Genomic DNA, 13317 nt, shown 5'->3' with positions numbered 1-13317 from the left:
GCACATCACTGGTAATTTTTTGCAGGCGCCTGGATTGTCAGCAGGTCAACCCTGCCCTTCACCTTGATCGCCCCTAGACCTGGTTCCGCGGTTAACTCCCTTGGGAGTCAGCACCCGGCAGGCGTAGAACTCGCGGCCGAGCGAGTCCATCGCATCGAGCGTGAAGGCATCGCACTTCTCGCTTAGCCCGCTAAACTCCTCCTCGAGCAAACCCTGGCCGACACCCAAGCGGTGCGGTGGGTAAGTCACAAGCCCGAAGAGCCTCTGGAGTTGGTGCGGCACACTCACCAAGGTTGCCTTATCGGTGGCTCGGCTGTGTGAACTGGAAGAGGAAATGCACCGCGTCTAGAAAGAGCGGGACAAGAGGTACTTGAGATTTCCGGTCATCCGGGAGGCGGAGAGCGAAATGTGGTGATTACCGAGGCATTCGATTGAAAAATAGCCTGCTTGCGGAGTGCCCATTGTGAGCGGTGCCCATTCAGAAGAACTCTGAACTATTGTGCCGCCCGCTCTATTTCGCTTCGTACAAGCTCTCGCAGCGGCTCTGCTCCGAGCTTCGTAAGGGGCACTCCATTGACAAAGAACGTCGGCGTCCTGCGAATACCAATCGCTTTCACGTCAGCCATGTCATTGTTCAGCACCGCATCAATCTCGGATGACAAAATTACTTCGCGGGCTTTTTCTACATCCAAACCCGTAGCGGCGGCCGCCTCCCAAGCCTTCTGGGCCTCAGGGTCATCATGCCAATCTGCCTGAGCGTCGAGGATAGCCTCCAGAATAGGTACGAAAAGCCCCTGCTTACGCGCAACTTCAAGAATTCTTGCCGCTTCTTCAGAGCCTCGGTGAAACAGCACATAACGCATTACCAGACGAACATCTCCCGGGTGTTCCGCCAAGACTTGCTTGACGATTGGGTAGAGGATTCGGCACGCCCCGCAAGATGGGTCGAAGAACTCAACAATGGTCACTGGCGCGCTCTTGGGTCCTATCACCGGCGAATAAGAGCGAACCAGGGAGTTGGGGTCCAGAGGGGCGGGAGGAACGATTTCCTGCTCTGAGGAAAACTGCTGCTGAAAGATCGCAGCGGCGACAAAGCCCACTGCGGTAATGATGCTGATAACGAGAACGACAATCCGTCTGTTCATGAACTTGACATCCGGCGGATAAAGAAACAACAACGATGATCAGCGCAAATGCATACAGCGAGACCAATGCTAGCGGAATACCACCAAAGCATTCATGTTGGCACCGGAACAGGATAGCCTTGCCCCATAGGGTTGGATACTTTGCGGAATTACTCCAGCGTAGCAACACCTGCACTAAGACTGCGTTGCTGCGGGCTCATCGCCGATGCCCCGGACTCGTCATGGCGCAGAGGCAAAGCCCACCTAATCGATTTCCCATTGCTTCGATTGCGTCCCCTGCCAAAGCCGAGGCTTTGAGCATTCAGTTCGCCACCACATCGATCTCTTGCAGAGGCTTTGGCGCCATCTGTCCCGTGGATATTCCCGTGCTGTATGAATGTTCCGGCCATTTGTCGGCTAGTCGCGGTGAAAACTGGACGATACACCAAGTGTTCAGCTAGTCAGCGGCGCTACAATCATCCAGAAAGTCTATGCCAACTGCATCATATTGCTAGAAATTTCCTTACATCTTGCTCAATGAATTCGGCCGCTACCTGGCAGAAAATAAAACCTGTACACATATAAGCGAATTAACTTATAGCTAATTGTTCTTGCCACTGAACAGCTTCTGACCCTAACTGTAAAGTACACGAAGCAGGTTCTGCCCGTGTAACGAACAAGAATCAATAGTCAAAAGAGCTGTTCAAGGTGCATATGAACACACACGCTGAAACGGCTCCGCGGTTGTTGTGGTTCGACCTTACCCACGACCAATCAGCCTCGGATTCCATACAAGAGTTTTCGGACACGTGCCACGTCAAGTTGGCCCGCGACCTCAGCGTTTCCGGGGTTACCAGCCAGCAGCGCCCGGATATGATCTGCATGCACTATGACTATCCGGACACCTTGAGCCTCGACCTGCTGATTGCCGTCAAACGCGCGGCGCCCTCTATCCCTATCACCATGTTGACCATGCAGCACTCCGAAGAACTGGCGGTCTGGGCCTTCCGCTCGGGGGTGTGGGATTATCTGGTCTTGCCGCTGCTGCAGTCCGAACGCAATCGCTACCTGAAAGCACTGCATGAGCTGTGTCAGATTCGCAGTGATGCAAGCTCGAGCAAAAACAAGCAGTTGCTGACTCGCACAATCAGCCTGCCGGAGAGCGTACGCCTTACCGCCGAGCACCAGAAGCAACATGCATTGCACAAGGCTATCCAGTACATCGAACTGCACTACAAGGAACACATCGAGCAAAAGGACCTGGCCGAACGCTGCGAAATGAGCCCATTTCGCTTCAGCCGGCTGTTCAAGCAAACCTATGGCGTGGGCTTCCTCGAATATGTCCAGCGCAAGCGCATGGAAGAGGCCGAGGCACTGCTGAACAACAGCGAAATGCCGATCACCACCATCGCCTATCAGGTGGGATTCCAGGACCCTTCCTATTTCGCACGTGCCTTCAAGCAGCACTTCGGTTGCAGCCCGAGCGACTACCGCCGCGAGCAGCCCGGCACAGCGCCACAGCCCGAGCGCAGCCTCGCCCTCAGCGAGACGAGGGTGCTGTGACGGGCAAAGAACCTGGCTACGTCAAAGTCGCGCAGCCCACAGTTGCCAGGCCGTTCGCCAGCCGGGCGATCCGCTGATCGGGCTGGCGCGCGGCTTCAGGTGACACCGCACAAGGCTACGACCCAGCCGCTGCAGCCTCCCCGTACCAGGTGCGCGGCGATCAACCAGCCAGGCGCTCGAGTTCGGCAAGGAATGCCTCCTCATCCAATACCTTCACGCCCAGTTCGCTGGCCTTGGCCAACTTCGATCCGGCGCCCGGCCCGGCGACTACACAGGTAGTCTTGGCCGATACCGAACCGGCCACCTTGGCCCCCAGGTTTTCCAGCTTGACCTTGGCCTCATCGCGGCTCATGACCTCCAGGCTACCGGTCAGCACCCAGGTCTGCCCAGCCAACGGCAGGCCCTCGACGATTTTCTTCTCGCTGTGCCAGTGCATCCCGAACTCGCGCAGTTGCGCCTCGATCGCACGAGCGCGCTCGACATTCTGCGGCTTGGCGAAGAACTCGCGCAGTGCCTGCTTGGCTCTCCCGTTGAGGCCCTTCATCACACTCAATTCCAGCCAGTCCTGACTAAGCGCGATCAACGCCTCGAGGCTGCCGGCCTTGTCGGCCAGATTCTTCGCGCCAGTCGCGGCAATACCCGAGATATTCAGCTTATCGACGAAGCCCGCGAAGCTCGCACAGGCAGCGAACTCGGCGTGCGGTCCGCCCTCCTCCTGCAAATCGATGCCACGTTCGAGCAGCTGTGCAATCACCTCATGATTGTGGCCATCCTGAAAGAAGCTATGAATTTCATGGGCGACTTCCTGGCCGACATCCGGCAGATAGGTCAGCACTTCGGGAAGCGCCTGCTCGATACGCTGCAGGGAGCCAAGGGCACGAGCCAGCAACTTGGCAGTCTCCTCCCCCACATCCGGAATGCCCAGGGCATAGATAAAACGTGCCAGGGTCGGCCGCTTGCTCGCTTCGATAGCGGCCAGCAGGTTGTTGCTCGAAACCTCGGCGAAACCATCCAGGGCGACGACCTGGTCAAACCCTAGGGTGTATAGATCGGCCGGCGAGCTGACCAGACCCTCGTCGACCAGCTGCTCGACGATCTTGTCGCCAAGCCCGTCGATGTCCATCGCCCGGCGCGAGACGAAATGAATGATCGCCTGCTTGAGCTGGGCCTGGCAGGCAAGACGACCGACGCAGCGATAGATCGAGCCCTCACTGACCGACTCCTTGCCCTTGCTGCGCTTGATCAGCTGGGTGCGCTCCACCGCCGAACCGCAGACCGGACATTGGCTCGGCACCTGCACCGCCCGCGCATCGGCCGGGCGACGTTCGGCGATCACCCCGAGCACCTGCGGAATCACGTCGCCGGCGCGGCGCACGATCACGCTATCGCCGATCATCACGCCGAGTCGGGCGACTTCATCCATGTTGTGCAAGGTTGCGTTGGACACCGTGACCCCCGCTACCTGAACCGGCTTCAGGCGCGCCACCGGCGTAATGGCGCCGGTGCGACCGACCTGAAACTCGACATCGAGCAGCTCGGTCACCTCCTCGCGCGCGGGAAACTTGTGGGCAATCGCCCACCGGGGTTCGCGGGCACGAAAGCCCAGTTCGCGCTGAAAGGCCAGGTTATCGACCTTGAACACCACGCCGTCGATTTCGTAGGGCAGCGCATCGCGCTTCTCGCCAATCGCGCGGTAGTAGGCCAGACATGCCTCGGCGCCCTTGGCCAGCTTGAGTTCAGGGCTGATTGGCAGCCCCCAGCGCTTGAGAGCCTGGAGAATGCCGATATGGCTGTCGGGCAGCTCGCCTTCGACCCGGCCAATGCCGTAGCAGCAGAACTCCAGCGGCCGGCTGGCGGTCACCTTGGGATCGAGCTGGCGCAGGCTGCCGGCAGCGGCATTGCGCGGATTGGCGAACGGTTTGCCACCTGATTCCAGCTGGCGGGCATTAAGGGCCTCGAAGCCGGCCTTGGACATGAATACCTCGCCGCGCACCTCCAGCACGCCGGGCCAGTCTTCGCCATGCAGCTTGAGCGGAATGTTGCGCACGGTGCGTACGTTGCTGCTGATGTCCTCGCCCGTGCTGCCGTCGCCGCGGGTGGCGCCGCGCACCAGCCGGCCGTCCTGGTACAGCAGGCTGACCGCCAGACCATCGAGCTTGGGTTCGCAGCTATAGTCGATCAGGGCGCCATCGCCAAACAGATCGCCGCCCGGCAGGTCCAGACCCTCGCGCACACGCCGGTCGAAATCCAACAGGTCCTGCTCTTCGAAGGCATTGCCGAGACTGAGCATCGGCACCTCGTGACGCACCTGACCAAAGGCCGCCAACGCCTCGCCACCGACACGCTGGGTGGGCGAGTCGCGGCTGACCAGCTCGGGGTGCTCGGCCTCCAGGGCCTTCAGCTCGTTGAACAGGCGGTCGTACTCGGCATCCGGAACACTGGGCTCGTCCAGCACGTAGTAACGGTAATTGTGCTCATCCAGTTCGCCACGAAGCTGGAGAATGCGCTGGGCGGCCTCGGTTTGGGCGGCACTCCGTTGCGCGGCATCACGCTGGGGGGCTTCGGTCATGTCGGTCTCTCGGAAACGAAAAGAGCAGCCTCGGCTGCTCTCGCACTATTTTACTCAACTTAACAACCAGAGCTGACGGGCCACGCCGCTTCGCGGCCCGACCCACCCTACAAAAAACTGGTTCAGCGCTTGCTGGTCAGCTGCTTGCGCTCGAACTCGACGATGCGCTGGCGGTAATGCTCGATGGTCTGGGCGGTCATCACGCTGCGCTGGTCATCCTTGAGCTCGCCATTGAGCTCATGGGCCAGCTTGCGCGCCGCGGCGACCATCACGTCGAACGCCTGCTTGGGATGCCGCGGCCCCGGCAGGCCGAGGAAGAAACTCACCGCGCGGGTGTTGAAGCCCTCGATATCGTCCAGGTCGAAGGTGCCCGGCTTGAGCGCGTTGGCCATGGAAAACAGCACTTCGCCGTTGCCGGCCATGCTTTCGTGGCGGTGGAAGATGTCCATCTCGCCGAAACGCAGGCCGCTTTCCAGGATGTTCTGCAGCAGCGCCGGCCCCTTGAAGCCCTCGCCCTCGCGGGCCACCACGTTGATCACCAGCACTTCTTCGACAGGCGGCAGTTCTTTGCCGTTGACCTTGCCCGTTTCCTCGGCGGCCTTTTCGCCGCCCTGGTCGACCGGGTTGAGCAGGGTCGGCACGGGCTCGTCCAGGCCGAGGTTGAGGTCGCCTTGTTGCGGCTCGCTGGGGCGCCGACGATTCAACTCGCGGGCGCTCATGGCCGGAAGGTCGTGCTCGTCCAGCGACGGCTCACGCTGGCGCTCGACGACCCGCGGCGTGCTGAGCAGATCGGGGTCACTGCCATCGTCCGGCAGGTCGGCCAGCGACTGGTCCAGCTTGAACTTCAGCCGCCCCTTGCCGCCGCGCATGCGCCGCCACCCGTCGAACAAGATGCCCGCGATCACAATGATGCCAATGACGATCAGCCACTCGCGCAGACCGAATTCCATGAAATACCCTGACCCCTAGTTGAAAATTCATAAATTAAAGGCATCCAAGCCCTTTTGCTAACCCAATAACGTGGCGCCAACTCCATGTTCTGACAGGCGTTTCCCACGTATGACAAAAGTGGACGTTAAGCTAGCACGACGAAAGGCAACTTTACACCGCCAGTCGCGTCATGCCTCTACCATGGCCAGGGCCTCCTCCACATCCACGGCGACCAAACGCGAGCAGCCCGGCTCATGCATGGTCACGCCCATCAACTGATCGGCCATCTCCATGGCGATCTTGTTGTGGGTGATATAGATGAATTGCACTTTTTCCGACATTTCCTTGACCAGCCGCGCATAGCGTCCGACGTTGGCATCATCCAGCGGTGCGTCCACCTCATCGAGCATGCAGAACGGTGCCGGGTTGAGCTGGAAGATGGCAAACACCAGGGCCAGTGCAGTCAACGCCTTCTCGCCGCCCGAAAGTAGGTGGATTGTGCTGTTCTTCTTGCCCGGCGGCCGCGCCATGATGGTAACGCCGGTATCGAGCAGGTCCTCGCCGGTGAGTTCCAGATAGGCGTTTCCGCCACCGAACACCTTGGGAAACAGTGCCTGCAGCCCGCCGTTGATCTGATCGAAGGTTTCCTTGAAACGGTTGCGGGTTTCCTTATCGATCTTGCGAATGACGTTCTCCAGGGTGTCCAGGGCCTCTACCAGATCGGCATCCTGGGCGTCCAGGTAGCGCTTGCGCTCGGACTGCTGCTGGTATTCGTCGATGGCCGCCAAGTTGATCGGCCCCAGGCGCTGGATCCGACCGGCCAGGCGTTCCAGCTCCTCTTCCCAGGACTGTTCGCTGGCTTCGGCCGGCAGACTGGCGAGCACGCCGTGCAGATCGTAGTTGTCCTCCAGCAGCTGCTCCTGCAGGGCCTTGCGCCGGACGCTCAGCGACTGCCACTCCATACGCTGCTGCTCCAGTTGCCCCCGCAACAACTGGGCTTGCTGCTCGGCCTGGCTACGGCGCTTCTCCGCATCGCGCAGCTCGCGGTCGGCGTCCTCCAGGGCCAGGCGGGCCAGCTTGAGCTCGTCCTCCACGGCCATGCGCCGCTCGAGCAGCTCCTCCAGCTTCAGGCGCAGCTCCTCCAGCGGCGCCTCGCCCTCCTCAAGGTTGAAACTGAGCTGCTCGCGCTTCTCGTGCAGCCGCTCGGCTTGCAGCTGCAGACGCTCGAGGGCCTGGCGAGTGGAGTCGTGCTGCGCCCTGAGCGAGCCCAGACGCACGGCCAACTGGTGGGCGTGATCCTTGTGCGCCCTGGCGTCCTGGCGCATCCGGTCGAGGCGCTCACGCAACGCATCGCGGCTTGCCAACAGACTTTCGCGCTGCTCGTTGTCGACCGCCATCGCATCCAGCGCGTCCTGCAGCTGCAAGCGCGCCTCGCCCAATTGCTCCTGCTCCAGCTCGCGCTGCTCGGCCTGCTCGCTCAGCTCGCTGCCAAGACGATTGCGGCGCAGGGCCAGCTGCTCGACCTTGGCCTGACCGGCGGACAACTGCGCCTTCAGCTCGGCCAGCACCCGCGCTCGATCCTGCAGCTCGCGGCGCTGCCGCTCACGCCCCTCCTCCAGCTGGCGCTGGCTGTCGCGCAGTTCCAGCAGCCGCTCATCGAGCAACGCCAACGCCGCCTCGCGCTCCTCGCGCTCCAGCTCCAGCCGCTGCAGTTCCTGGCCGCGGGCCAGCACGCCGCTTTCGGCCTCGCTGGCGCGCCGCACTCGCAAAAAATGCCGAGCGACCCAGAAACCGTCGCGGCTGATCAGGCTTTCGCCCTCGGCCAAGGCTGCGCGGGCGGCCAGGGCATCGTCCAGGGTCTCGACCGGCCTGACCTTGCCCAGCCAGGGCGCCAGGTCGCTGCTCGCTTCGACCTTATCCAGCAGGCTGCCGGCGACCCGTTCGCCGCCCCTGGCCGGACTGGCCAGGCGTAGCTCGCCCTGACTGAAGCCCTGCAGCGCCGAACTGGACAGCCCTTGCAGCAGGACCTCGTCCAGCAGCACCGCCTGCAGATCGGCGCCCAGCACGGTTTCCACCGCCAGCTCCCAGCCGGCCTCGACCCGCAGGCCTTCGGCCAGACGCGGCAAATCGAGCAGGTGCTGGTCGCGCAGCCAATCGCCGGCGCCTTTGCCCGGATCCAGCGCCGCCTGCTGCAGGGCCTCCAACGAAGCCAGTCGGCCGTTCAGCCGCTGCAACTCGCCCTGGGCCTGCTGCTGGGCTTGGCCGGCCTGCTGCAACTCGTCACGCAGCATTTGCAGTTGCTCGGCTTGACGCTGCTCATCGCGCTGCAGTTGATCCTGCTCCAGCTCTGCGGCGGCGATCTGTTCGCCGAGTTCGGCTATGGCGGCATCCTCGGGATCGGCAGCCAACTGCTGCAGTTCGTCGTCGAGGCGACGCTGGCGTTCCGTCAGGCGCTCCAGGCTCTGCTCCAGCTGCTGGATGCGCGACTGCTGGACCTCGGCCTGGCGGCGCGGCTCGGCGCTGCGCTGGTTGAAGGCATCCCACTGCTCCTGCCAGCCGTGCATGGCGCTTTCGGACTCTTCCAGCGCGGCGGCAGCCTCCTCGGCAGCGGCGGCGGTCAACTCCTGCTCGGGCTCGAGCATCGCCAACTCTTCGCCAAGGGTGGCCAGCAGGGTGCTGTCATGGCCGAGGTGGGACTCGGTTTCCTGGCGCGCACGCTCGGCCTCGCGCAGGTCGTCCTGCAGCTGACGCAGGCGCTGTTGACCGTGCTGGATGCTCTGTTCGACCCGGGCGATATCGCCGCCGACCGAATAGAAACGCCCCTGCACCAGATTGAAGCGCTCGCTTAATTCATGGTGGCCATCGCGCAGCCGCTCGATGCTGGCGTCGGCATTGCGCTGCTCGGCCACCAGCGCCTCGAAGCCGACCTCCTGATTGGCGATCACCGCCTCACGCTGGCCCACCTGCTCGTTCAGCGCCTGCCAGCGCAGGGCCGTGAGCTGAGCCCTGAGCTGGCGCTCCTCGGCCTTGTATTGCTGGTACTTCTCTGCGGCCTGGGCCTGGCGGTGCAGGCGCTCGAGCTGGCGCTCGAGCTCCTCGCGCAGGTCGGTCAGGCGCGCCAGGTTCTCATGGGTGCGGCGAATGCGGTTCTCGGTCTCGCGCCGGCGCTCCTTGTACTTGGAGATGCCGGCGGCTTCCTCGATGAAGTTGCGCAGATCCTCGGGCTTGGCCTCGATCAGCTTGGAGATCATCCCCTGTTCGATGATCGAATAGCTGCGCGGGCCCAGGCCGGTGCCGAGAAAGATGTCGGTGATGTCGCGGCGTCGGCACTTGGTGCCGTTGAGGAAATAGGTGTTCTGGCTGTCGCGGGTCACCCGCCGGCGAATGGATATCTCGTTGTAGCCGGCGTATTCACCGATCAGGGTCGCATCGGAATTGTCGAAGACCAGCTCGATGCTGGCCTGGGTCACCGGCTTTCGCGTGTTGGAGCCGTTGAAGATGACGTCGGTCATCGATTCGCCACGGAGATTCTTCGCCGAACTCTCGCCCATCACCCAGCGAACCGCGTCGATGATGTTGGACTTGCCGCAGCCATTGGGGCCAACGACCGCCGCCATATTGCTGGGAAAGGTCACTGTAGTCGGGTCGACGAACGACTTGAAACCGGCCAGTTTGATGCACTTGAGGCGCATGTTCAGCCTTCCCTAGCGCTCGGCCAGCGCGGCCAGCACCAACTGGCAGTTGCGCTCGCCGTAACCGATCAGGAGTTCGCGGGCGCGCACCTGGTCGCGGTCGATGATGGCCTGCAGCAACTGGCGGAAGGTATCGAGGAACTGGCCCATCTCGCCGGTGCGTCGCTCCAGCGCCAGGTGGTAGGTACGGCCAATTGCCGGCAGCAGGTTCTCCACGGTTTCCTGCAGATAGGGATTGTCGGCAAACGGATAGGCCGCGCGCATGATATCGAAGCTGTGCGCGACAAAGGCGTGGATATCCCCGCGCTGCAGACTGTCGATCAGGCGCTGTTCAATGGCCAGGAACGGCGCCAGGTCCGCCTCGTCGCGCCACGCGTCTGCCACTGCCCGGGCGAGCAGGATGTACAGTTCCATCATCAGGGCGTAGAGGCTTCTTACATTGTGCGCAGTCAATTCGCTGACCTGGGCGCCGCGCCGCGGCAGAATCGCGATCAGGTGACGACGTTCGAGAATCAACAGGGCCTCACGCACCGAACCTCGGCTGACATTGAGCGCCTGGGTGACCTTCTGTTCCTGAATTCGCTCGCGCGGCTTCAGTTCACCACGAATGATGCGCTCTGCAAGATGGCGAGCGATCTGCTCGGCGAGGCTATCCGGTGCCTTGAACGTCATGGAATTCCTTAGGCTCTATCTGACCTATTTAGGGCAAGCGGCGTGGCTGCACGGCCCCCGCCAGGCACGGCGATGGACGGCTAAGCGCAGGGCGCGAGTGTATCACAGGGCGCTACTCGGCCAAGGTCACCCTGCCCCGGGTTTCGGCGCAAGAGAGCGCGGCTGGGCAGATGGTCGCACGCCAACCTGCGGCCTACAGGCTGACGACCGGTCGAGATCCCGCCGCAGGCAAGCGATGAGTGCGCGGAACGTCGGCGAGGCGATCAGGCGGCTGGCACTTCAGGGCAGCTGGCCTGCCAGCAGCCTGATCAGCCCACGCCGCGTCCACCGGCACTGCGCTCGGCGCCCGTTTTCCCGAGCAGTCGGCGGCACCTTGTTGGGGATGTTGCAGATTCCTTGCAGTCGCTCAGGGGCCGTAAAGAATCCGGACGACCGGTCGCCCAGATGGCTACCGTTCGTTACATTCGATCTGGCCCTGTCATTCAAAGCTTCTACCCTTTCCTTGGAGATCCATCATTTTCGCGTCCTGCTACGGTGCATCACTCCCTTTCACATCGGTGCATCGGGGGAGAAATGTGCCATGCGCCCGATTTCGGTGTTGTCAGTCTTTTTCTGTGCACTCTTGCTACCCACCCTGCTTAATGCCCAACCCGCGCTCACCGGCCAGCTGGCGCACGCTCAGGCCCGCCCGCTTGAGCGCTATGCGCCGGACCGTGTGCTGGTCAAGTTCAAACCGGGCACGGCGGCCGCGCTGGTCACCCAGGCCCATCGCAGCGCCTCGGCCATGCCCGCCAAGGAAATTCCCGGCATTGGCGTGCAGGTGGTGACCGTCCCGGCCGGCTCGGTGATGGCCCAAGTCGCCGCCTACCGGGCCAACCCCAACGTGCTCTACGCCGAGCCCGACTACTACCGCCTGCTGGTGGTGCCGAGCGAGGAACCCGGCCCTACCCCGGCTGGCGGAGGCAACTATTTCGCCGAGCAGTGGTATCTGCACAACACCGCACAAGCCCACACGACTGTTATGCAGACCATCTTCGGCCCAATCTTCAGCAGCGCCACCGGCACCCTGGATGCGGATATCGATGCCCCCGAAGCCTGGGATATCACCCTGGGCACCGCTACCACCAGTTCTGTGGCATACGACACGGCCAAGGTGGCGGTGCTGGACAGCGGCGCCGATTGTGCGGCCATCGAGCTCAACGGCAAATGCCTGGAACAGGTCAATTATGTGGAAGGCCAGAGTCTAATTGGTGATTCTTGCCCACCGTCGGCCCCTGCCTGCGACAACCTCGGCCATGGCACCTTTACCGCCTCGGAAATAGTCGCCAACACCGATAATGGCGAGGGCATCGCCGGCGTCGCCTGGAATACCAGCGCCGGCATCTTCAAGGTCTGCTACCTGGAATGGGTCACCGACGGTATCAGCCTGTTCGAGGTTGGGCTCTGCCCGGTGTCGGCCTCGGCGGCCGCCATCACGGAGGCAGCCAGCGACCGCATGGCCGGCGGCAGCCTGGTGCGCAGCCAGTATCACGTGATCACCATGAGCTACGGCAGCGACTTTATCGATGAAGGCGGCAATATCACCCCCACCGATCCGTCCAATGCCGAATGCGATGCGGTGCAGTTTGCCGTCGACCAGGGCGTGTTACTGGTGGCCGGCGCCGGCAACAACGGCAATACCCAGCGCTTCTACCCGGCCGCCTGCACCGATACCAATGGCAACTCGACGGTGATCGCGGTCGCCGCCTCGGATGACGATGACTATCGCCCCAGTTTCTCCACCTACAGCCAGAACTTCGATGACTGGGTGTCCCTGGCCGCGCCGGGTGAAACCATTATCGGCATTCTACCGGACGCCAAGTGCGCAGGCGCCTATCCGCCCGGAACCGACAGCTGCGTCGACTGGTGGGACGGTACTTCGATGGCGACACCATTGGTGGCCGGCGGCGCTGCGCTGGTCTGGGCAGATCTCTACCAAAGCCTGAAAGCCGGTGGCGCCTCCGGTGCGGCGCTGGCCCCGGCGAACTGCACATGGGCGGGTCTGCCGTGCAACCAGGTGGTCCGCCAGCGCCTGGAGGACGGCGCCGACAAAACTGGCGCCCAGGGCCAGAACATGCAGAACTGGACTCGCCATGGCCGGCTGAATATCGCCGGCGCGCTGGCCCTGGGCGGTGAACCGCCGCAACCTCCGACGACGCCCACAGCGCCCCAACTCGCCAGCTCTCAGGTGATAGACCCGCAGGGCGATGGCAACCAGTGGGTACGAGTGGAGTGGAACCACGACGGCGAGAACCTCACCGGCTTCGACCTGGAGCGCAATACCCTGCACAAGAAGAATGGCTCTATCACCTCGACAACGATAGTGGCGATCAGCGACGCAGCGATCCGCGCCTATGAGGACGACGTCGGCAGCGGTCGCTACAGCTATCGGGTCCGTGCGCGCAATGGTCTGGAGGCGTCAGCCTGGAGCGGCATGTCCGGCGTGATGGTGGTCAGCGACGCAGGCTCGGGTGGCGGCAAAGGCAGCGGTGGCGGCGGCAAAGGCGGCGGCAAGCCGAACAGGTAATCGCCCCCCACTCTGCCCCTTCGTCATGCGGACGCCCACCGCGACAGCACCTCTGCCGGGCCCATTCCAGGGCCCGGCCGCTGGGCCCGATCGATTCCAGCGCCTTGCAGCCGGGACGGGGTAGCCTTGCGCGGCTATCAGTCGCCAATCCGCCTCGGCGACAGCCCAGTTCACAGCGCCTCCATGCATCCAGGACAAGAG

General features: G+C 62.7%; 7 protein-coding genes. 2 read left to right on the top strand and 5 right to left on the bottom strand.

Going from position 1 to position 13317, the window contains the following annotated elements; all coding sequences use genetic code 11:
* Positions 1-494 precede the first annotated feature (494 nt).
* On the bottom strand, positions 495-1145 hold the full coding sequence (locus AB5S05_RS11610) for a DsbA family protein (RefSeq protein ID WP_369287685.1): 651 nt from the start codon (positions 1143-1145) through the stop codon (positions 495-497).
* A 693-nt stretch (positions 1146-1838) separates the two neighbouring features.
* Between AB5S05_RS11610 and AB5S05_RS11605 the strand changes: the two genes are divergently transcribed.
* Positions 1839-2687 carry a helix-turn-helix domain-containing protein gene (locus AB5S05_RS11605; RefSeq protein WP_369287684.1) on the top strand — a complete coding sequence of 283 codons (849 nt, stop codon included), beginning with the start codon at positions 1839-1841 and terminating at the stop codon, positions 2685-2687.
* A gap of 160 nt (positions 2688-2847) precedes the next feature.
* Here AB5S05_RS11605 and ligA read toward each other — a convergent pair whose 3' ends face one another.
* The 4 genes from ligA to AB5S05_RS11585 form a co-directional block, all read right to left on the bottom strand.
* The gene (gene ligA / locus AB5S05_RS11600; RefSeq protein ID WP_369287683.1) at positions 2848-5256 is read right to left on the bottom strand and encodes an NAD-dependent DNA ligase LigA; all 2409 of its coding nucleotides are present in this window, start codon (positions 5254-5256) and stop codon (positions 2848-2850) included.
* 122 nt (positions 5257-5378) lie between these two features.
* Positions 5379-6206, bottom strand: a complete 828-nt coding sequence (gene zipA / locus AB5S05_RS11595; RefSeq protein ID WP_369287682.1) for a cell division protein ZipA — start codon at positions 6204-6206, stop codon at positions 5379-5381.
* A 168-nt stretch (positions 6207-6374) separates the two neighbouring features.
* Positions 6375-9878 (bottom strand): chromosome segregation protein SMC, encoded by a 3504-nt coding sequence (gene smc, locus AB5S05_RS11590; protein ID WP_369287681.1) that lies wholly within the window; start codon positions 9876-9878, stop codon positions 6375-6377.
* Positions 9879-9890: 12 nt separating this feature from the next.
* A complete protein-coding gene (locus AB5S05_RS11585) occupies positions 9891-10550 on the bottom strand; it encodes a GntR family transcriptional regulator (RefSeq protein WP_369287680.1) in 660 nt (219 codons plus the stop codon).
* Positions 10551-11130: 580 nt separating this feature from the next.
* Here AB5S05_RS11585 and AB5S05_RS11580 point away from each other — a divergent pair.
* Entirely contained in the window at positions 11131-13116 is a 1986-nt protein-coding gene (locus AB5S05_RS11580; RefSeq protein ID WP_369287679.1) for a S8 family peptidase, read from the top strand.
* Positions 13117-13317 lie beyond the last annotated feature (201 nt).

It is taken from the genome of Pseudomonas zhanjiangensis, assembly GCF_041027545.1.
Taxonomy (GTDB): Bacteria; Pseudomonadota; Gammaproteobacteria; order Pseudomonadales; family Pseudomonadaceae; genus Aquipseudomonas; species Aquipseudomonas zhanjiangensis.
Note: the sequence above shows the minus strand (reverse complement) of the source record. Positions and strands in the feature narration are given on the sequence as shown.